The organism is Blautia sp. MSJ-36 (assembly GCF_018917985.1).
GTDB lineage: Bacteria > Bacillota > Clostridia > Lachnospirales > Lachnospiraceae > Blautia_A.
Window position 1 is genome coordinate 66,881 of sequence record NZ_JAHLPQ010000012.1, and the last position, 20,798, is coordinate 87,678.

Annotated in this window: 17 protein-coding genes; 13 read left to right on the forward strand and 4 right to left on the reverse strand. The window is 44.8% G+C overall.

The window, feature by feature from the left end; translation table 11 throughout:
* Positions 1-162: 162 nt before the first annotated feature.
* Genes KQI39_RS17365 through KQI39_RS10200 form a run of 3 tightly spaced genes read left to right on the forward strand, consistent with a single transcriptional unit; the run spans position 163 to position 5,749 of the window.
* On the forward strand, positions 163-3,702 hold the full coding sequence (locus tag KQI39_RS17365; protein WP_253293142.1) for a DUF5717 family protein: 3,540 nt from the start codon (positions 163-165) through the stop codon (positions 3,700-3,702).
* Positions 3,699-4,973 (forward strand): DUF5716 family protein, encoded by a 1,275-nt coding sequence (locus KQI39_RS10195; protein WP_118062788.1) that lies wholly within the window; start codon positions 3,699-3,701, stop codon positions 4,971-4,973. The genes KQI39_RS17365 and KQI39_RS10195 overlap by 4 nt, the downstream gene beginning before the upstream one ends.
* The gene (locus KQI39_RS10200) at positions 4,970-5,749 is read left to right on the forward strand and encodes a hypothetical protein (RefSeq protein ID WP_118062789.1); all 780 of its coding nucleotides are present in this window, start codon (positions 4,970-4,972) and stop codon (positions 5,747-5,749) included. The genes KQI39_RS10195 and KQI39_RS10200 overlap by 4 nt, the downstream gene beginning before the upstream one ends.
* Here the strand turns inward: KQI39_RS10200 and KQI39_RS10205 are convergent.
* Positions 5,746-7,185 carry a helix-turn-helix domain-containing protein gene (locus tag KQI39_RS10205; protein ID WP_216418201.1) on the reverse strand — a complete coding sequence of 480 codons (1,440 nt, stop codon included), beginning with the start codon at positions 7,183-7,185 and terminating at the stop codon, positions 5,746-5,748. The two genes, KQI39_RS10200 and KQI39_RS10205, sit on opposite strands and share 4 nt — an antisense overlap.
* Before the next feature lie 176 nt (positions 7,186-7,361).
* Here KQI39_RS10205 and KQI39_RS10210 point away from each other — a divergent pair, with 176 nt between their 5' ends.
* From KQI39_RS10210 to thrS, 10 genes are all read left to right on the forward strand, one after another.
* Complete coding sequence (locus KQI39_RS10210; protein ID WP_216418203.1) at positions 7,362-8,084, forward strand: LytR/AlgR family response regulator transcription factor; 723 nt, start codon at positions 7,362-7,364, stop codon at positions 8,082-8,084.
* 92 nt (positions 8,085-8,176) lie between these two features.
* Positions 8,177-9,067 (forward strand): amino acid ABC transporter substrate-binding protein, encoded by an 891-nt coding sequence (locus tag KQI39_RS10215; protein ID WP_177289707.1) that lies wholly within the window; start codon positions 8,177-8,179, stop codon positions 9,065-9,067.
* A gap of 225 nt (positions 9,068-9,292) precedes the next feature.
* The gene (locus KQI39_RS10220; protein ID WP_021977638.1) at positions 9,293-9,943 is read left to right on the forward strand and encodes an amino acid ABC transporter permease; all 651 of its coding nucleotides are present in this window, start codon (positions 9,293-9,295) and stop codon (positions 9,941-9,943) included.
* A gap of 21 nt (positions 9,944-9,964) precedes the next feature.
* Positions 9,965-10,657, forward strand: coding sequence for an amino acid ABC transporter ATP-binding protein (locus KQI39_RS10225; RefSeq protein WP_021977637.1), 693 nt, complete (start codon positions 9,965-9,967; stop codon positions 10,655-10,657).
* Positions 10,658-10,779: 122 nt separating this feature from the next.
* A complete protein-coding gene (purB, locus tag KQI39_RS10230; protein ID WP_015527100.1) occupies positions 10,780-12,213 on the forward strand; it encodes an adenylosuccinate lyase in 1,434 nt (477 codons plus the stop codon).
* A 121-nt stretch (positions 12,214-12,334) separates the two neighbouring features.
* On the forward strand, positions 12,335-13,609 hold the full coding sequence (locus KQI39_RS10235; protein ID WP_216418205.1) for an adenylosuccinate synthase: 1,275 nt from the start codon (positions 12,335-12,337) through the stop codon (positions 13,607-13,609).
* A gap of 128 nt (positions 13,610-13,737) precedes the next feature.
* Complete coding sequence (locus KQI39_RS10240; RefSeq protein ID WP_118062796.1) at positions 13,738-14,559, forward strand: HAD family hydrolase; 822 nt, start codon at positions 13,738-13,740, stop codon at positions 14,557-14,559.
* 247 nt (positions 14,560-14,806) lie between these two features.
* Positions 14,807-15,316 (forward strand): SEC-C metal-binding domain-containing protein, encoded by a 510-nt coding sequence (locus KQI39_RS10245; protein ID WP_021977629.1) that lies wholly within the window; start codon positions 14,807-14,809, stop codon positions 15,314-15,316.
* Entirely contained in the window at positions 15,316-15,798 is a 483-nt protein-coding gene (locus tag KQI39_RS10250) for a YdcF family protein (RefSeq protein WP_118062797.1), read from the forward strand. The genes KQI39_RS10245 and KQI39_RS10250 overlap by 1 nt, the downstream gene beginning before the upstream one ends.
* 461 nt (positions 15,799-16,259) lie before the next feature.
* Entirely contained in the window at positions 16,260-18,221 is a 1,962-nt protein-coding gene (gene thrS, locus KQI39_RS10255; protein WP_216418207.1) for a threonine--tRNA ligase, read from the forward strand.
* A gap of 109 nt (positions 18,222-18,330) precedes the next feature.
* On the opposite strand, the gene KQI39_RS10260 is transcribed toward thrS, so the two are convergent.
* Genes KQI39_RS10260 through KQI39_RS10270 form a run of 3 tightly spaced genes read right to left on the reverse strand, consistent with a single transcriptional unit; the run spans position 18,331 to position 20,666 of the window.
* Positions 18,331-19,335 carry an ABC transporter ATP-binding protein gene (locus KQI39_RS10260; protein WP_216418209.1) on the reverse strand — a complete coding sequence of 335 codons (1,005 nt, stop codon included), beginning with the start codon at positions 19,333-19,335 and terminating at the stop codon, positions 18,331-18,333.
* A 9-nt stretch (positions 19,336-19,344) separates the two neighbouring features.
* Positions 19,345-20,124, reverse strand: a complete 780-nt coding sequence (locus KQI39_RS10265; RefSeq protein WP_118062800.1) for an ABC transporter permease — start codon at positions 20,122-20,124, stop codon at positions 19,345-19,347.
* Positions 20,121-20,666, reverse strand: a complete 546-nt coding sequence (locus KQI39_RS10270) for an ABC transporter permease (RefSeq protein ID WP_216418211.1) — start codon at positions 20,664-20,666, stop codon at positions 20,121-20,123. Before KQI39_RS10270 ends, KQI39_RS10265 begins: the two co-directional genes overlap by 4 nt.
* Between the last annotated feature and the right edge of the window lie 132 nt (positions 20,667-20,798).

Sequence of the window (20,798 nt, forward strand, 5' to 3'; positions counted from 1 at the left end):
ATTTCCTTACAGTTTATGAAAAGGACGTGCTTTTCGTGCTTTTCCAACAGAATTTTTAAGAAAAGGACAGAGGGTTCATCCTGTTGCACCACCTTCTGATCTGGTGTATAATCATAAAATATGAGTAGAATAATCAGTGTACATTAACGAGGAGTATATATTTTGAAAAAGAGGATAGAACAGCTTCTTAATGGAAAATTTATTTATGAACAGCCAGAGCTTCTGTTTTCCCAGGAGGAGATTTCCGCTACCCTGAAAGCAGGAGAAACTACCAGGGCTGAAATTTATTTTGGCACAGATGACAACCGCAGGATCAGCGGATTTGTGACATCATCCGACCGGAGACTTGTGCCTGGATTTGATCGTTTTTCAGGAACTACCATACGCATGCCCTATGGAGTAGATGCAGAGGGGATGAATCCGGGAGAGAGCTTTGAGGGATGGCTGTGCTTTACTACCAGCATCGGAGAATACAGACTGCCTTTTAAGGTTGCTGTTTCAGAAGAAGAAGTAAAAAGTTCCGGCAGAAAAGTTTCCTCCCTGGAAGAATTTCTTCGCATTGCGAAGGAAGATTTTCACGAGGCATACAGAATTTTCACAGAGCGCCATTTTTCCCTGATTCTGAAAGATCAGAGTGAAAAAATCCGTTCTCTTTATGCAGGGATGTCTCAGCAGCCGGTAACCTATCAGCACCTGGAGGAATTTCTCATTGCAGCTGGCTCCAAGGAAAAAGTGGAGCTGAGCCTGAACCGGGAAGAAGCCAATTTTTATGATGTCAGTGAGTCCATTCAGGAATCCCTTTATATTCACAGAAGCGGATGGGGACATTTACGGGCAGATATTGAAGTAAACGGTGAGCTTCTGGAAGCAGAAAAACACGTTATTACAGAAGATGATTTTATCGGAAGCACCTGTGAAATAAATTATGTGATCCACAGAGAAAAGATTGGAAAAGGAAACCAGTATGGTGAGATTGTCATAAAGACACCTTACCAGAAGCTGGTATATCACGTGCTGGCATCCAGAGGAACGGGAAGTTCTGTGAACATTGATCTTCTGGAGAAACAGTACCGTGCAGCTCTTTTGAAAGAATATCTGGGCTATGTCTGTGGAAAAACGGATTTTCAGTCCTGGTCGGTACTTGCCCATGAAAAACTTGACAGAATGGGTGACAGCGGACTGAAATATCCGGAGTATCAGCTTCTGGAAGCTTATCTTTTTCATCTGGAAAATGAGGATGAGAAGGCAGTGGATATCCTGAAGCGGTATCAGAATAAATCTTTCAGCCACAATGAGCTGGAACTGGCAGGACTGTATCTTTATCTGTGTACACTGACAGGATTATACAGAGATAAGGAACAGGCACTGCGTAAGGTTCAAAATTTCCAGATGCAGAAGGAGGACAGTTTTATCCTTCTGAAACTGGTATTTGAAATGGATCAGGGACTTTCTTCTTCCAGAAAGATCTTTCTGATGGAGGAACTCTTTGAAAGAGGATGTACCAGTCCGTTTCTGTATCTGGAAGCATGGAATGCAATTTGTACAGATATGTCCCTGCTTCACAGAATGAACCGTTTCTGGGCACAGGTATTTCTCTTTGCAGGAAAAGAGAAGATGCTGACAGAGGAGCTGGTAATGCGTCTTGCCTACCTTTCCGGTTATGAGAAGAATTTCAATGAAAGTCTGTACCGTGCCATGGTTATGGGCTGTGAGGCTTTTCCGACAGATGATACCGTGGAAGCAATCTGTAAATATATCATGAAGGGAAACCCGAGAAAAGCGGAATATTTCCGCTGGTTTTCCGCAGCGGTGGAGAGAGGAATCCGAATTACGCGTCTGTATGAGTATTATGTGGAAACACTGGATACTTCTTACCGCAGAATTTTGCCGAAGCCGTTACTTATGTATTTTACTTATAATAACAACAACCTCGGAGATTCCAAGAGAGCATATCTGTACGCATGTATTATTGCACAGAAGGAGAAAGATCCCAAGACGTATGAGAGTTATCGGGATAATATGAAGGATTTTGCACTGCGTAAACTGCAGGAAGGCCGGATGAATGAGAATTATGCGGTTGTTTATCAGGAATTTATGCGGGAGCCAGAAGGTAGCGAGGAAGCACAGATTATTGCGTCAAGAATGTTTACCTACCGTCTGTATACCGATGATCCCAAGGTACGGAGTGTGATTGTACGCCACAGACAGCTGAAACAGGAAGAAATTTATCCATGTGTACATGGAATTGCCTACCCGAAAATTTATACCGGTGATGCAGCAGTACTTTTTCAGGATGAAAAACAGAGACGGTATGCAGCTACGGTAGACTATAATCTGACACCGCTCTTTGATGACCGGGAGATGGTACCGGCAGTGCTGGAAAAAGGTGCGGATGAACCGGGCGTGCTTCTTTATTACTGCCAGAACCAGGAGATTGGAAGAAAAAATCTGGGAATTTTCCAGAAACTTGTTCTCTCCTCAGCGTTTACAGAGGAATACAAGAGTGCTGTCCGGAAAAGAATTCTGGATTATTACAGAGATCATGTGCAGGGAGAAGACCTGGATACCTGTCTTGAGATGATGGATTACCGGGAATATGCCATGGTTGACAAAAAGATCCTGCTGGAGATTCTGATTCAGAGAGGGCTTTTTCCACAGGCAATGAGTGTTGTGGAAGCTTTTGGATTTGAAGGTGTGGATGAGCGGGCACTTCTGAAACTTGTAAGCAGGATGATCATAAGATGTGACTGCGCGGAAGATGAGGAACTGATTGCACTCGCGTCGTATGTATACAGGAAAGGAATTTATGACGAGGTGATTCTTCAGTATCTGATGAAGTTCAGGTTTGGGCCTGTGGATGAACTTCTGAACATCTGGAAAAGTGCCTGCGGTTTTGAGATGGATACGTATAATCTGGAGGAGAGAATCCTTTCTCTTCTGATGTATACTTCTGATTACAGAGAAGAAGGAGAGGAAATTCTGAAATCCTATATCAGTCATCTTGGAAAAGAAAAAGTGATCGGAGCTTATCTGACACAGATGGCATATGGAATGTTTGTGCGGGAAATGCCGGAGACCCCAGAGCTCAGGGAATATCTGAAAGAGGGAAAACGAAAAGAGTGGCCCGAAGATCGGATCTGTGATCTGGCACTTCTTAAGATACTTTCCGAAGAAAAAACACCGGATGAAGAAGAGCTGGCGCTGGAAGAAGAAATCATTGCTGCCTGTGTGAAAGAAGGAATGGTGTTTGAGTTTTTCCATAATCTGGATCAGCGTATTTTAAGGCCATACCAGCTGGATGATAAAACATTTGTGGAGTTTCATGCTTCACCGGAGGCTTCGGTTACGTTGTATTATTCACTGGATACAGGACTTGGAACAGCACCGGAATATAAAAGTGAACCCCTTCGCAATGTTTATGAGGGAATTTTTACGAAGACCTTTACCCTGTTTTACGGGGAAACCCTGCGTTATTATTTCCAGACAGAAGACCGTGAAGGTACGCACAAAACAGAAGAAAAAGTGCTGACCATGAACCAGACGGATGACCGTGCATCCAGCAAATATCAGCTGATTAATCAGATTCTCTGTGCAAGAAAGCTGGAAAAAGAACCGGAAGTGCAGGAAAAGCTGACACAGTATCTCCGTCAGGAACAGTACGTCAATGAAATGTTTGTCATAGAGAAGGAACCGGAAAGATGAATGAAATTCGTGACTTGATCATAGGAATTGATATTGGAAAAGAATACACACAGATCTGTTATTATGACAGAAAGGCAGAAGAAGCACGTTCTCTTTCCATGAAAGTGGGGGCCAGTCAGTATGAGGCCCCGGGCTGCATCTGCTACAGATCCGTGCAGAAGGATTACTGCGTAGGCCTGGAAGCTGAGTATTTTGCCAGGGAAAAAGGCGGAATCATGGTTGGAAATATTTATGATATCTGCCGGAAAGAAGAGGCAGTTCAGGTAGCAGGAGAAGAGAGAAAACCGGCAGAACTTTTCTCACATTTTCTGAGAGAAATTCTGAAATTTCTGGGAATCCAGGATATTGTAAAAAATACAAAATGTTTATGTATTACTTCGCCGGAACTTAATGCGGTGCAGGTACGGAATTACCAGGAAGCCTGCAGCCTGGCTGGTTTTCCGGAAGAAAAATACATGCTCATGGATTACGGGGAGAGCTTTTATTATTATGCACTGGGACAGAAAAGAGAAACCTGGAACCGGAGCGTAGGATGGTATGCGTTTTCGGGAGATACGGTTGATTTCCGGAAACTGACCATAAACGGTGCATCCAGGCCTGTCCTTGTAAAACTGGAAGATCCGGTAAGCACAAAGCTCGATCCGGAAAATGAAATCCGTGATGTGGAGTTTTGCCGTTTTGTGAGCAAAACTCTTGGAAAAGAGCTCTTTTCCAGTGTCCAGATTACAGGAAAAGGATTTGACCAGCAATGGGCGCAGCAGTCGGTGAAAATTCTGTGTCATCAGGGCCGCAAGGTATTTTACGGAAATAATCTTTTTGCAAAAGGTGCCTGCATCGCTGTTAAAGACCGCCTTGAGGATCGTAAGCTGAAAGGCTATCGCTATTTAAGTGATTCCCTGGTTGTTGCAGATGTGGGAATGGACATGCGTGTTATGGGCTCTCCGGCATATTATCCACTGATTGAAGGTGGAAGTAACTGGTATGAATGCAGTGCCGGATGTGAACTGATTCTGGATGATACAAAGGAACTGGTATTTACGGTAAGCCTTCCGGATGAAACGGAAAAGAAGCGTGTGGCGATGGCTCTTGATGGCCTGCCAGAACGCCCGAACCGGACAACCAGACTTGCGCTTACGCTGAAATATGTATCCCCGAAAGAGTGCGAGGTTACAGTGAGAGATCTTGGATTTGGTGAAATGTATCCGTCCAGTGGAAAAGTCTGGAAAGAACTGGTTCGCTGGGATGAAACGGAAGAAAGGAAACAGGTATGAGCGGATATATTTTATGCCAGGTAAAGAAAGCAGAGAAACCATTTTATATTGAAAATATCAGCACGAATATTTATTCCATAGAAGAACTGTGCTATTATCTCTATAACAATCTGTATCTTGTGGACAGTTCTCTGATCAGCAATCAGCTGTGCACCTGGCTTGAAGAAGAACTGGATCTGCCGAAACTTGCGGCAAAACTGAAACCTTTTATCGGAAAAGAAGCAGGACTGGAAGAAATCCTGTATCCGGTTTTTAAGGAAATCAATTATCTGGCTTATGAGGAACTCCGTACACTGAATGGCAGAATTGAGAGAAGAAACAGTGAATCTGAGGAAATCAGGGAAAAACAGAAAGGGGACGCTCTTATGGAGAACCGGATGTATGTAAATGCCATCCGGGTTTATCAGAAACTGCTGGAAAAGGAGTCAAAAGATGTTTCCGGTGAGATGCGTGAGCGGATTTTCCATAATCAGGGATGTGCCTACAGTTATCTATTTCAGATGGACAAAGCCCTTGACTGCTTTTTTATGGCATGGAGAGAAAACCGGTCAGAAAAAGCTCTGAAAGTTTATCTTCTGGCGTATCGAAGTGTTCACAGCCAGGAAGAGTTTGAAAAGAGGCTGGAAGAGCTGAAGGTGGAAGAAACAGTAAAAGAAGAGGTAGCAGGAAGACTGGAGAAGTTTTTGAGTCTCCCGGAGCAGAAGATTGCATCCGGGGAGACCGACAGGATTCTTGAGAATCTTACAAGAGAATATCACAGAAGTACAGGTTCTTAAAGCTGTTCAAGAAGTCCCAGCAGGATTTGCTGGGCTTCTTTTTTTGAGTAAGCGGCATGATCGTCGGCAAGGGAGCAGAGATAATCATTCAGTGCCTGGCCGATACTTGTCTCTTTCAGATAGACGCAGATAAAGGTGTCTTCCTCTGAGAGAAAACAGAGAAAAACAGAGTAATCAGACAGGACTTCAAGATGAATGACTGTTTCGGGAAGAACAGAAGGCTTGAGGATTCTGCATTTTTCGCCACCCAGATCTGTATTAAGAAGATGCTGGATGGCTTTTTTTCGTTCTTCCACCGGAAGTGGTGTCTGATGGTAGGAATAGGGACCGTCAAGCAGTCCGGTTTCCGCAAATTTCCGGATTCCGTTCAGGGTAAAATAATTGCAGTAAGTGTCATCTTCTGTAAAAGCAAAGGATGGCTGTTTTAATACGGCAGCCAGCTGTGTATAGACAGGACTGGAAAGGTCCACATCACGGTTTTTAAATAATGCCTGCACAAAATCAGGTCCGTAGGACATCAGGGCAAGGCAGGGATGGGATTCCAGCGCAAAATTTGTCGTAATACCGGTGTGCATAATGGAACCAAAAATTTCCAGAATCTGAGAGGGAGAATCGGACTGCTGAAAGAAACGTCGGGAATTTTCAAGAATCCGTTGAAATTCCTGATTGTAAGAGCTGACAACAGCCGGGTTTTCTGTGAACACAAAGGTCATCATATCATAGGAGAGAAGCAGGAGCTTCTTTTTTGTTATAAAGAAAAACGGAAATAATGTGTAACTGGAAACATCTCTTCCTGCCTGTGTATAGTAATAATACGGCTGATAATTGAGAAAACCGGACAGGATTGGGAGGATGGTGCAGAGAAAGGTTTCCAGGTTCATATTGTAATCCGGTGAAGCGGTGGGATTCTGATGAAGCGGAAGAATCTGGACCACAGGAGGAAGCTTCCCGTATTCTGGATAAAGGCGTGCAAAAGTCTGTACAAGAAGGCGGCAGTTAGCCGGGATATTAGTACAGATTTCTTCATCAGAGCCGGAATCAAGGATATCTTCAAAAAGGCTGAAGACCTTTTTTTCCACATCAAAAGAAAAATCTCCACGGTAAAACGGCAGAGAAGGAAGCCGCTGGAAACCGGAGGGGGAAATGGTCTGCTGGGAGCTGATTACGCGGAGAAGCTCCTGAATATATTTTCGGTTATAATAAACTTCTTTTCCAATTTTTTCGATTTTATATAATTCCATCAGTTCCAGGCGCTGAGATGGATTAATCCGGATGGAGTCGCAGAACTGGTGGATAAAGTCAATGCTGGGCAGACGTTTGCCTGTAAGCATACGCTGCAGGGAGGTGCGGTCCAGACCGGAGGATGAAGCTAACTGATAAACCGTTTCTCCTGTATCTGTTAGATATTCGCGACATTTACTGCTGAAATCAGACATGATAATTCTCCTTTTTCATACTTATGGCATTATTATACGGAAATGAATCAGGAATTGCAATGATTTGTAAAAAAAGAGGGCACAATTGGTAGCACATATTGCAGAGTCCTTTCTATAAAAATAAAATAGGTCTTATAGAGTTAAGCGGAAACAACAGGACGGAGGAAACCAGAACCATGGCGGTAATGACAATTGCGATATGTGACGAAATACGAAAAGATGCACAGAAACTTTCCAGGCAGCTGTCCACACTTGTTCCGGATGCGGAGATACTGGTATATCGCAGCAGACAGGGGCTTCTTGACGGACTTTCCCAGGAACATAAGATCTGTAATATGGTGTTCATGGGACTGGACGGCGAAAATGGGAAAAGCCTGGAGACTGTACGGGCAATGAGACTGCGGGGAAATTATATACCGGTTGTCATGGTAGCGGACAATGAGAAATTTTATAAAGAAGCCTTTGAAGTATTTGCATATAATTATCTGACGAAACCGGTGGAAAGCGGAGAACTGGAACATGTGCTGATACCGATTCTGTCGGCATGTAGGCGGGAGGGTGGAAGAGCGCTGTATTTTCATTACAGAACGCAGGTTTATACACTTCAGCACAGCCGATTGTCGTACATATCCAGCAGCCTTCACAATGTAACCTTTCATCTTACAGATGGAAAGAAGATCAGCTGCCGGGCGCGGCTGGGGGATTTTGAAGGTCAGCTGGCAGAGAGCAGTTTCTTAAGATGTCATCAGAGTTTCTGCATTAATCTGGAGAAAGTGACCTCACTTAAAAAGAACAGTTTTGTCATCGGACAGACAGAAATTCCTATTTCCAGAGCCTATCTGAAAAATGCAAGACAGAAATACAAAGATTATCTGGCACAGCAGAAGGTTTGCTCTTGACAGCTCCTTTTTGGTATGTTACTATAACCATGCGCTTTCGCGTGGTAGAGTGACCACGTGATAAAGGAATAACGAAAAAAAGGAGAACAATCATGAAGAAGAGAACAGTTGCAGTAGTAATGGCGGCAGCGATGACAATAGGAATGATGGTAACTGGTGTAAGTGTACAGGCAGGTGTTGAGGATAAGACCCTGATCGTAGGATTTGATGCTGAGTATCCGCCATTTGGATACAAGGATGATAATGGAGATTATGTAGGATTTGACCTTGACCTGGCTCAGGAAGTATGTGATAATCTTGGATGGGAGCTTGTTAAGAAGCCAATCAACTGGGATTCCAAGGACATGGAGCTGAATTCCGGAACCATCGACTGCATCTGGAACGGATTTACCATTAACGGACGTGAGGATGATTATACATGGACAGATCCTTACATCAACAATGAGCAGGTAATCGTGGTTGCCAAGGATTCCGGAATCGAGAAACTTGCAGACCTTAAGGGTAAGAACGTAGTTGTACAGGCTGCATCCGCTGCACTGGACGCACTGAACAACGATGACAACAAGGATCTGAAGGACAGCTTCGCATCTCTCACAGAGAACCCGGATTACAACACTGCATTTATGAACATTGATTCCGGTGCTGCAGATGCAGTTGCAGTTGATATCGGTGTTGCCAATTATCAGCTTTCCCAGAGAGGCAAGGATAAATATGTGATCCTTGACGAGCCGATCCAGAACGAGCAGTATGGTATTGGATTTAAGAAGGGTAACGATGAGCTGAAAGATCTGGTATGGGCAGAAGTTGAGAAACTTGACGAGTCCGGCGAAGTTGACAAGCTTGCAGATAAATATGAGCTGGATAAGAGCATGCTCTGCATCAGTGAGGACAAAGAGGACGCATCGGATTCCGATTCCGCAGAAGCTGACACAGAGGAAAGTGCAGACAGCACAGAGAAAGAAGCCGATTCTGAGTCTAAGTAATCAGCTCAGATCGCAGTAAAAACTGTGAAGATGTTTTTCAGAAACTATTCAACAGCAGGAGAAATAAGAAACATAGCAGGAGTTTTTGAAGCTTCCGCATAAAAAGGAAATGAGGGTGTTTCGGCGCAGGAAGAGCTGCCGGGCACGCTCATTTCCTGTTGTTTACAGGAATTACAGGTATCAGTCCGATAAATGGGACAGATGCTCCGAACCAGGAGGAAAAAAATGAGTTTTAGTGTAATGCTTCAGCAGCTGGCAGGAGGAATGCTGGTCTCTATTGAGATCTTTTTTGTGACTTTGCTGTTTTCTCTGCCGCTGGGACTTCTGATCTGTTTTGGCAGAATGTCCAAAAACAAAGTGATCCGTGCCATTGTATCCGCTTACATATCCATCATGAGAGGAACTCCGCTGATGCTGCAGCTGATGGTTGTATACTTCGGACCATATTTTATCTTCGGGATCCGTATTTCCATGGGATACAGCCTGATTGCTGTATTTATCGCCTTTGCCATCAACTATGCGGCTTATTTTGCAGAAATCTACCGTGGCGGCATTGAGTCCATGCCGGTTGGCCAGTATGAGGCTGCAAAGATCCTCGGATACAACAAAGTGCAGACGTTTTTCCGCATCATCCTTCCACAGGTGATCAAGAGGATCCTGCCATCCATCACCAATGAAGTTATTACACTGGTTAAGGATACTTCCCTTGCCTTTGTTGTGGCAGTAGCAGAGATGTTTACCATTGCCAAGCAGATCGCAAGTGCACAGACAACCATGATGCCATTTGTGATCGCTGCCGTATTTTATTATGTGTTCAACCTGATCGTGGCAGTTGTGATGCAGAAGGTTGAAAAGAGCATGAATTACTACCGTTAACCGGAATGGAGAGTATATAATATGAAATTATTTGAAATGAAACATATCAAAAAAAGCTTTGACGGCCTGGAAGTCCTCAAAGATATCTCTCTTGATGTGGAAGAGGGAGAGGTGTTAAGTATCATTGGTCCTTCCGGTTCCGGCAAGTCCACCATCCTGCGCTGCGCCACAGGCCTTGAGACACCGGACAGCGGCGAGATCATCAAAACCGGAGATGTGGGACTGGTGTTCCAGCAGTTTAATCTGTTCCCTCATTTTTCCGTAATGAAAAATATCGTGGATGCACCTTTGAAAGTGCAGAAGAGAAAGAAAGATGAAGTCTATGCCCAGGCAAGGAGCCTCCTTAAAAAAATGGGTCTTGCGGACAAGGAGAACGCATATCCTTTCCAGCTTTCCGGAGGACAGCAGCAGCGAGTATCCATTGCCCGCGCCCTCTGCATGAACCCGAAGATCTTGTTTTTTGACGAGCCTACATCTGCACTGGACCCGGAGCTCACCGGTGAGATCCTGAAGGTCATCAAGGATCTGGCACAGGAGCATATCACCATGGTGATCGTTACCCATGAGATGAATTTTGCAAGAGATATTTCCGACCGCATTATCTTTATGGACAAGGGTGTGATTGCGGTGGAGGGAACTCCCCAGGAGGTATTTTCTTCCGATAACGGCAGAATGAAGGAATTCCTGGGAAAATTCCACCAGGGTATGGAGTAACAAACGGTTGCTTTTAAAGAGGCAATGTTATATAATTTCAAGAGGCGTGAATTAACCAGATCCGGGCAGATAACGGATCATTCGCCATTCCGGCCCGGATGTATGTAATCAGGAGGATAATAATGAATACAGACAGATATGTAAGCCCGCTGTCAGAGCGGTACGCAAGCAAAGAGATGCAGTACATTTTTTCCCCGGACATGAAATTCCGCACATGGAGAAAGCTGTGGATCGCACTTGCTGAGACGGAACGTGAGCTTGGCCTTAACATCACCCAGGAGCAGATTGATGAGATGAAAGCTCACGCAGATGATATCAACTATGATGTGGCTAAGGAGCGTGAGCGTCAGGTTCGCCATGATGTAATGTCTCACGTGTATGCGTTTGGTGTACAGTGCCCGAAGGCAAAAGGCATCATCCATCTGGGAGCAACCTCCTGTTATGTAGGAGATAACACCGACATTATCGTTATGACAGAGGCACTGAAACTTGTCCGCAAGAAACTTGTAAACGTGATCGCGGAGCTTTCCAAGTTTGCGGCACAGTATAAGGATCAGCCGACTCTGGCATTTACTCATTTCCAGCCGGCACAGCCGACAACCGTAGGTAAGAGAGCTACTCTCTGGACACAGGAATTCCTGATGGATCTGGAGGATCTTGAGTATGTATTAAGCACCATGAAACTTCTTGGTTCCAAGGGAACAACCGGTACACAGGCAAGTTTCCTGGAGCTCTTTGACGGAGATCAGGAGACCATCGACAAGATCGATCCGATGATCGCCGAGAAGATGGGATTTAAGTCCTGCTATCCGGTTTCCGGACAGACTTATTCCAGAAAGGTTGACACCCGTGTGCTGAATATCCTTGCGGGAATTGCTGCAAGTGCACATAAGATGTCCAACGATATCCGTCTTCTTCAGCATCTGAAAGAAGTGGAGGAGCCGTTTGAGAAATCCCAGATCGGATCTTCCGCAATGGCATATAAGAGAAATCCGATGAGAAGTGAGAGAATCGCTTCCTTGTCCAGATATGTGATGATTGATGCTCTGAACCCGGCTATCACATCCGCAACACAGTGGTTTGAGAGGACTCTGGATGACTCTGCAAACAAGCGTCTCAGCGTTCCGGAAGGATTCCTTGCAATCGACGGAATCCTGGATCTCTGCCTCAATGTTGTAGACGGACTGGTTGTTTATCCGAAGGTTATCGAGAAGAGACTGATGTCCGAGCTTCCGTTCATGGCAACTGAGAATATCATGATGGATGCAGTTAAGGCAGGTGGAGACCGTCAGGAGCTTCACGAGCGTATCCGTGAGCTTTCCATGGAAGCAGGCAAGAACGTGAAGGTAGAAGGTAAGGATAATAACCTTCTTGAGCTGATCGCTGCGGATCCGGCATTTAACCTGACTCTTGAGGATCTTCAGAAATCCATGGATCCGTCCAGATATACAGGACGTGCCAAAGAGCAGACAGAGGCATTTATCGCCAATGTGGTACAGCCGGTTCTGGATGCACATAAGGATCTGCTTGGCGTTAAGGTTGAAATCAACGTATAATTCCAAGATGTTATAAACATTAAGAAATGAACACAGACAGGAATGATGTGTTTTCTGGCATAACAGACAGAGAACATGTCGTTCCGTATAATAGAGAAAGACACAAGGAGGAAACTGTGTTATGGTAACTGCAGTAGTAGGAGCAAACTGGGGAGATGAAGGTAAAGGCAAGATCACTGACATGCTTGCTGAGAAAGCCGATATCATCGTAAGATTTCAGGGTGGAGCCAATGCTGGCCACACCATCGTAAATGATTACGGTAAATTCGCACTTCATACACTTCCGTCAGGTGTGTTTTACGGACATACAACAAGTGTCATCGGAAACGGTGTTGCACTGAACATTCCGGTATTTTTCAAGGAGTACAATGAAGTAGTAAGCCGTGGGGTACCGGCACCGAAGATCCTGATCTCCAACAGAGCACAGATGGTAATGTCTTACCACATTCTGTTCGATCAGTATGAGGAGGAGCGTCTTGGCGGCAAGGCTTTCGGTTCCACAAAATCCGGAATCGCTCCGTTCTATTCTGACAAATATGCAAAGATCGGCTTCCAGGTAAGTGAGCTCTTTGATGAGGAAGCGCTGAAAGAAAAAGTTGTACGTATCTGTGAGACCAAGAACGTAACACTTGAGCATCTCTATCACAAACCGCTTCTGAAACCGGAAGATATCATGAACGAGCTGATGGAATACAAGAAAATGGTTGAGCCATATGTATGTGACGTATCTCTCTATCTCTGGAACGCACTGAAAGAAGGCAAACAGGTTCTTCTTGAGGGACAGCTTGGAACATTAAAAGACCCGGATCACGGAATCTATCCGATGGTTACATCTTCTTCCACACTGGCTGCTTACGGTGCTATCGGAGCAGGTGTACCTCCATATGAGATCAAGAAAGTTGTCACAGTCTGCAAGGCTTACTCCAGTGCAGTAGGAGCAGGTGCATTCGTTTCCGAGATCTTCGGAGAGGAAGCAGATGAGCTGAGAAGACGTGGCGGTGACGGCGGTGAGTACGGCGCTACTACAGGACGTCCGAGACGTATGGGATGGTTCGACTGTGTTGCATCCAAATATGGATGCCGTCTCCAGGGAACTACAGATGTTGCATTCACAGTACTGGATGTTCTTGGATATCTGGATGAGATCCCGGTTTGTACAGGATACGAGATCGACGGAGAGGTAACAACAGAATTCCCGACAACTGTAATGCTTGAGAAAGCAAAACCGGTAATCGAGAAACTTCCGGGATGGAAATGCGATATCCGTGGAATCAAGAAATACGAGGATCTTCCGGAGAACTGCAGAAAGTATGTAGAGTTCGTAGAGAAACACATCGGATTCCCGATCACCATGATCTCCAACGGACCAGGAAGAAACGACATCATTTACAGATAATCATTTACTGTGACAGGATCATGACAGGCAGCGCCGGGGAAACTTCTCCGGCGCCCTTTTGTTAATTGCTAAGTGGATGAAGATAAGGATGCCTGTAATAACTGACATATCATGTGAAAGGAATCTCAATGAAAAATTTTAAAAGAATTGCGGCACTGGCAGGTGTTGTTCTTTTGCTTCTCATATTCTGCCTTCCAATGGTGTTTGCATGGGGCAATAGTGAGAGCTCACAGACACTGTTCCGTGGCGCTTTTGCGGCAGCTGTGCTGGTACCGATCGTGGCTTATGTTTTCTGGATGGCGTACCGGATCTGGGGACCTAAGAAACCAAAGGAGGATGAGGACCGTATGATCGAGAATGTTATTTTTGATGTGGGAAATGTGCTGATGGGATATGACTGGGAAGAGTATCTGAAGAGCTACAACTTCCCGGAAGAGAAATATCAAAAAATCGCAGATGCAACATTTCGAAATCCAATCTGGGAGGAGCAGGACAGAGCACTCCATGAGGAATCCTGGTATGTGGATAAATTTGTAGAAAGTGCGCCGGAATATGAGGCAGACATCCGTGAGGTGGTACGACGTGACCCGGAATGCATGCATCTCTATGACTATGCGGAAACCTGGGTAAAATATCTCAAAAACCAGGGATATCATCTCTACGTTCTTTCCAATTACGGAACTTATATGCTGGATCGCACAAAGAAGGATATGCCGTTCCTGAAATATATGGATGGAGTGGTATTTTCCTGTGATGTACAGCAGATTAAGCCGGAAGTGGATATTTATGAGACACTTCTGAAACGCTATGATCTGAAACCGGAGAAGTCAGTATTTATGGACGATCGGGCCATCAACTGTGAAGGGGCCAGAAAAGCAGGAATCCGTACCATTCAGTTCGAAAACCTGAAACAGGCGGCAAAAGAGCTTGAAAAACTTGGCGTGAAATAACCTCCGGTGTAAAAAGAGAAACGCAGAGAACCTGCACCATCGCGAAGCCCTCTGCGTCTAAAGGGGAGGATATAAAAAGTATATCCTGAAGCTGTGTTTATTATACAAATTATATATAAAATTATAGGATTTTATGATATTATAATTTGTGTTTTTGTGGAAAAGATGCTATAATAAACGCACATCATAAAGCGGAATGTAAATGTCCGCTTTACTCATTTAAAATTTTGGAAAAGAGGATCAGACAATGAGCGATATGACAATTCTTGAGCAGTGGCGTTCCGTTGCTTATAATCAGAATGCAGATAAGAATAAGCTTCAGCGCTTCTGGGCAACTTATTTTAACATTGAGAAGAACATTTACGAGCAGCTTCTGGAGAACCCGGATGAGGTTGTTTCCGGAACCGTTAAAGAGCTTGCTGAGAAATACGGCCAGGACGTTATGACTATGGTTGGTTTCCTTGACGGAATCAACGACAGCCTGAAGGTTCCGAACCCGATTGAAACTATGGATGAGAACACCAAGGTTAACCTTGCATTCGATAAAGAAGCTCTCTACAAGAACATGGTAGATGCTAAGGCTGACTGGCTGTACAACCTTCCTCAGTGGGATAAGATCTTCACAGAAGAGAAGAAGAAAGCTCTCTACATGGAGCAGAAGAAATCCGGCACAGTTGTGAAACCACATAAAGTCGGAAGAAACGATCCGTGTCCATGCGGAAGCGGCAAGAAATACAAATACTGCTGCGGAAGATAATGAGCGTAAAGAAGAATCTGGATTACATTATCGTGTTAGGTGCCCATGTGGACGGAACACGGATGACACTTGCCCTTCTGGAACGAGCCAGAAGGGCCCTTCTTTATCTTGAGGAGAATCCCGGGACGAAGGCAGTGCTTTCCGGTGGAAAAGGTACCGGGGAAAATATTTCAGAAGCAGAGGCTATGTACCGGTATCTTACAGGTCATGGAATTGACGGAAGCCGTCTGATCCTGGAAGAAAAATCCACCAGTACGAAAGAAAATCTGGCTTTCAGCCTTAGAAAAATTGGAACCTGCAACTGTTCTGTAGGCGTTGTCACTAACAATTTTCATGTGTGGAGAGGCGCAGCCATTGCCAGAAAATGTGGTTTCCGTGAAGTTGCCATGATTCCGTCCAGATACAGAAGCTGGCGTCTTTTGATCTACATTCCAAGAGAGATTCTGGCTGTCATTAAAGATAAACTCATGGGAAATCTGTAGTTCACAGGAGGTTATTGCCTGCTCTGTGATCAGTAACACAGGAATGTATAAATCTGAAAAATTTTGCCAACATGCGTTGACAAATAAAAATCATGAGCTTATAATGAACCACAGAAAAAGTAATAAAGCAACACGTTGACGAGACGAGTAAGCTGTGAAATGTTACAGAGAGAGATGTGAAGTGCTGGAAACATCTTATCAGGAAACAGCCGAAGACTACCTCCGAGTGGCCCCAATCCGGTCCGGTGATTCCGTTATCATCATAATTAAGAGGCTTTGATATCCTGGAATGTCCAGTGTAGCAGAGCAAGCAGGGTGGAACCGCGAGAATGAATGAGCTCGTCCCTTACAGTGCGTGATGTACTGTGAGGGATTTTTTTATTATAAAAATCCCTTACAAAAGTACAGAAACTGCGCTGTGCACCATAGAAACCACATCGAAAACGAAAGGGGAAACAATCATGATCATCACATTAAAAGACGGATCAAAAAAAGAATATGCAGAAGCAAAATCTGTAATCGATATCGCATATGATATCAGCGAAGGCCTTGCACGTGCCGCATGTGCAGGCGAAGTAAACGGAGAGGTTGTAGATCTTCGTACAGTCCTTGAGGATGACTGTGAGCTTAACATCCTTACAGCAAGAGATGAGAAGGGCCTTGCAGTTCTTCGTCATACAGCATCTCATGTAATGGCACAGGCAGTACAGAACCTGTATCCGGAGGCAAAGGTTGCCATCGGACCATCCATTGACACAGGATTCTATTATGATTTTGACCACGAGCCATTCTCCCGTGAGGATCTTGATGCCATCGAAAAAGAGATGAAGAAGATCATCAAAAAAGGCGCAAAGATCGAGCGTTTCACAAAATCCCGTGAGGATGCCATCGCATACTTCAAGGAGAAAAATGAGCCATATAAGGTAGAGCTGATCGAGGATCTTCCGGAGGGAGAGGAGATTTCCTTCTATTCCCAGGGAGACTGGACAGACCTCTGTGCAGGACCACACCTGATGAGCGTAAAAGGAGTCAAAGCATTCAAGCTTCTTTCTTCTTCCAGCGCATACTGGAGAGGAAGCGAGAAAAATGCAATGCTTACACGTATCTACGGAACTGCATATGCAACAAAGGATGAGCTGAAAGAGCATCTGGAGCAGATGGAAGAGGCTAAGAGACGCGATCATAACAAACTTGGCCGTGAGATGAAAATCTTCACAACAGTAGACGTAATCGGACAGGGACTTCCGCTTATCATGCCAAACGGTGTGATCATGATGCAGGAGCTTCAGCGCTGGATCGAGGACGAGGAGACAAAACGTGGATACGTAAGAACAAAAACTCCTCTGATGGCAAAGAGCGACCTTTACAAGATCTCCGGACACTGGGATCATTACAAAGACGGAATGTTCGTACTTGGAGACGAGGAGAAAGACAAAGAAGTTTACGCACTTCGTCCGATGACATGTCCGTTCCAGTACTATGTATACAAAGCAGAGCAGCACAGCTACCGCGATCTGCCGATCCGTCTGGGTGAGACATCCACACTGTTCCGTAACGAGGATTCCGGTGAGATGCACGGCCTGACACGAGTTCGTCAGTTTACAATTTCCGAGGGACATCTGATCGTAAGACCGGACCAGATGGTAAAAGAGTTCAAAGACTGTATCGCACTTGCTCAGTACTGTCTGCAGGTACTTGGTGTTGAGGAAGATGTAACATATCATCTTTCCAAATGGGACCCTGCAAATAAAGAGAAATACATTGGTGATGCGGAGGTATGGGAAGAGACAGAAGGCCATATCCGTCAGATGCTTGAGGAGCTGAACATTCCGTTCACAGAGGATGTGGGAGAGGCTGCTTTCTACGGACCGAAGGTTGATATCAACGCCAAGAACGTATACGGAAAAGAAGATACTATGATCACAATTCAGTGGGATGCACTTCTTGCTGAGCAGTTTGATATGTACTACATCGATGAGAACGGTGACAAACAGCGTCCGTACATCATCCACCGTACATCTATGGGATGCTATGAGAGAACTCTTGCATGGCTCATTGAGAAGTATGCAGGAATGTTCCCGACATGGCTCTGCCCGGAGCAGGTTCGTGTGATCCCGATCTCCGAGAAATTCAACGATTATGCGCAGAAGGTTGAGGCTCAGATGAAAGAAGCCGGCATCCGCTGCTCTGTAGACGGACGTTCTGAGAAGATGGGCTACAAGATTCGTGAGGCACGTCTTGAGAGAGTACCATACATGCTTATCGTTGGTGCAAAAGAGGAAGAAGAGGGCAAGGTTTCCGTAAGAAGCCGTTACCTTGGTGATGAAGGAATGAAAGATCTTGGCGAGTTCATCAGCTTCATCAAAGAAGAGATCAAGAACAAGACTATCCGTAAGATCGAAGTTCAGGAAGAAAAGAAATAAGAAGTTATAAAATAACATAACCAAACTCCCGCTGACAGAGACAGCTGTTTATAGCTGCCTGTTGGTGGGAGTTTTTTTGCAGGGAATACCTCCGTAAAGTCAGGAGTTATTAATGAAGATGAAGAATATCTTCTTTCAAAATCTGGAGCTGAAGCATTTCGCCCATATTGCGCTGCCGGTTGGTTTCAAACAGGGTATCTGCCCGTAATTCGATACCATCGCAGTCTATGGTGTAGGAAATGGTAGTTCCACGCAGCATCACACCGGTGATCTTTCCCTGGAAATGCACAGCATCATTAAGGGGTTCCGGAGAAATCAGGACGGCTTCCGGGCGGATTGCGACAAAGTCACAGTCTGAGGAAAGACCGCACAGTTTTTTGAGATCCGGATTGCTGAGGATGTTATAGTGTCCGATAAAATTGGCTGCAAATTTTGTCTGTGGATGGGTATAGATATCTGCCGGTGATCCGGACTGTTCGATCTGGCCCACATTAAACAGATGGATGGTGTCGGACATAACCATGGCTTCTTCCTGATCATGTGTGACGAAAATGGTAGTCATTTTCAGATTCTGCTGAATTTTACGGATTTCAACCTGAAGGTTTCTTCGCAGCAGGGCATCAATTGCACTTAAAGGCTCATCCAGCAGAAGAACTTTCGGTTCCATGATAATGGCACGGGCCAGGGCAACACGCTGCTGCTGGCCGCCGGACAGCTGACGTGGATACTGGTCCAGCTTGTCGGAAAGTCCTACGGTATGAAGAACATCCTTTACTTTTTCCGTAATAAAATGTTTGTCTTTTTTCTGCATCTGAAGGCCGAAGGCAACATTCTGGTGCACAGTCATATTGGGGAACAGACTGTACTGCTGGAAAACCATGCCGATTTTTCGCTGTTTGGGAGTAAAATCGGTGATGTTTGTTCCGTCCAGATAAATTTCTCCTTCCGTAACGGTCTCCAGGCCTGAAAAACAGCGGAGAAGCGTACTTTTTCCACAGCCGGACGGACCGAGAAGAGTGACAAATTCTCCCTCATCAATAGAAAGATTGATGCCTTTCAGAACTTCGTTATTTCCGAAACTTTTGTGAACATTTCTGAATTCAATATATGCCATTTATATCACCTATCTCTTTCTGTTCTGAAATTTAAAAACAAGCTGTGAAATAACCAGAGTAACTGTAAACATGATGATTACAATTACACACTGATACTGAAGTACAATCAGACGGCTGTTGTACAGAAGCATCTGAATGGTTTCGTATTTGTTTCCCGCAATGATTTTTATGACTGCAAAATCTCCGAAAACTGTGGAGAGAGCGAGAAGAGAAGATACCAGAATACCGGCCAGCATATTCGGAAGAATAATCCGGATAAATGCGTATAATTTTCCGGCACCCAGGATTTCCGCTGCTTCCAGAAGACGAGTAACGTTGATTCCGTGCAGATTGTTTCGGATTCCCTGATATACAAAAGGCAGGATGGAAATACTGTAAATACAGACCAGCATTACCATTCGGTTGGAAAAGAAAGTTACTCCGCCTGCATAAAGTGCCAGTACAGGAATTGCAATCGTTACACCCTTCAGGGAATTTGGAATCATACAGATGGTCTGGATGTATTTTTCAAGTTTTGGATAATAGACCACTGAAGTATACAGAGCCAGAATTACAACGATGTTGCAGATCAGAATCGGCGGAATACTGATCAGAACGCCTCGAAGGATAGCGGGCCACAGTGTTGGCTCGGTAAATGCCTGTATCCAGTATTTAAAAGTCCATCCTGCAGGAAACAGTTTTGTCCATCCGATGGTAAAGGAGTAGACAAGGGTTGCAGCAAATGGAATCAGGAGAAAAATACAGGCGAGGATAATGATAACATAAGGCAGTTTTTTTCTTCGTTTCATACCTGTTCCCCTCCTTTATACGTCAGCTTTTTCAGAAGATTGCAGATACAGATAACGGCCAGCATGATGATAATCATCCAGATTGCCAGAGCAGATCCCATTTCTTTCTGTGGTGTCATTTCTCCGGTAAACATGGTTGTGATTTTTACCGGAAGAAGAGGAATACTGGTGGTTACCAGAAGAAGAACTGTGGCGTAAGCTGTGATCGCATTGGCGAAAAGCAGTGCAAAGGTGTCAAGAAGACTCGGAAGCATTACCGGAATTCCAATTCGCGTCCAGAACTGGAACGGGGAAGCTTCCAGGATCTCAGCTGCTTCCTTCCAGGAAGAATCCACTGCCTGAAAAGCAGGAACCAGCATCAGGCTGCCCAGGGGCAGCTGAAAGTAAATGAACATCAGCAAAAGCCCCTGGATGGAATACAGACGGAAAACGGTAGACAGCTGTATACCGATGGCACGCAATGCAAGTACAAAAATTCCGGTGTTTCCAAGAATAACTACAAATGAAAAATAAAGTGGTAAGCCAGCAAAATTTGATACCATATAGAGGCCTCCTTTAATATGAAAGAGCAAATCCCCCAGCTATGCTGGGGCGAATAGTGTAGTAGTGACGATGTAGAATGTATAATAAAGCCTCCTATGCTACAATAGTAAAGGTGTCTCAAGCCAATACTG

Bases quoted from the DNA above. Each gene is read 5' to 3' on its own strand.
- KQI39_RS10195 (WP_118062788.1), top strand. From the start codon at position 3,699: ATGAATGAAATTCGTGACTTGATCATAGGAATTGATATTGGAAAAGAA.
- KQI39_RS10200 (WP_118062789.1), top strand. From the start codon at position 4,970: ATGAGCGGATATATTTTATGCCAGGTAAAGAAAGCAGAGAAACCATTT.
- KQI39_RS10205 (WP_216418201.1), bottom strand. From the start codon at position 7,185: ATGTCTGATTTCAGCAGTAAATGTCGCGAATATCTAACAGATACAGGA.
- KQI39_RS10210 (WP_216418203.1), top strand. From the start codon at position 7,362: ATGGCGGTAATGACAATTGCGATATGTGACGAAATACGAAAAGATGCA.
- KQI39_RS10215 (WP_177289707.1), top strand. From the start codon at position 8,177: ATGAAGAAGAGAACAGTTGCAGTAGTAATGGCGGCAGCGATGACAATA.
- KQI39_RS10220 (WP_021977638.1), top strand. From the start codon at position 9,293: ATGAGTTTTAGTGTAATGCTTCAGCAGCTGGCAGGAGGAATGCTGGTC.
- KQI39_RS10225 (WP_021977637.1), top strand. From the start codon at position 9,965: ATGAAATTATTTGAAATGAAACATATCAAAAAAAGCTTTGACGGCCTG.
- purB (WP_015527100.1), top strand. From the start codon at position 10,780: ATGAATACAGACAGATATGTAAGCCCGCTGTCAGAGCGGTACGCAAGC.
- KQI39_RS10235 (WP_216418205.1), top strand. From the start codon at position 12,335: ATGGTAACTGCAGTAGTAGGAGCAAACTGGGGAGATGAAGGTAAAGGC.
- KQI39_RS10240 (WP_118062796.1), top strand. From the start codon at position 13,738: ATGAAAAATTTTAAAAGAATTGCGGCACTGGCAGGTGTTGTTCTTTTG.
- KQI39_RS10245 (WP_021977629.1), top strand. From the start codon at position 14,807: ATGAGCGATATGACAATTCTTGAGCAGTGGCGTTCCGTTGCTTATAAT.
- KQI39_RS10250 (WP_118062797.1), top strand. From the start codon at position 15,316: ATGAGCGTAAAGAAGAATCTGGATTACATTATCGTGTTAGGTGCCCAT.
- thrS (WP_216418207.1), top strand. From the start codon at position 16,260: ATGATCATCACATTAAAAGACGGATCAAAAAAAGAATATGCAGAAGCA.
- KQI39_RS10260 (WP_216418209.1), bottom strand. From the start codon at position 19,335: ATGGCATATATTGAATTCAGAAATGTTCACAAAAGTTTCGGAAATAAC.
- KQI39_RS10265 (WP_118062800.1), bottom strand. From the start codon at position 20,124: ATGAAACGAAGAAAAAAACTGCCTTATGTTATCATTATCCTCGCCTGT.
- KQI39_RS10270 (WP_216418211.1), bottom strand. From the start codon at position 20,666: ATGGTATCAAATTTTGCTGGCTTACCACTTTATTTTTCATTTGTAGTT.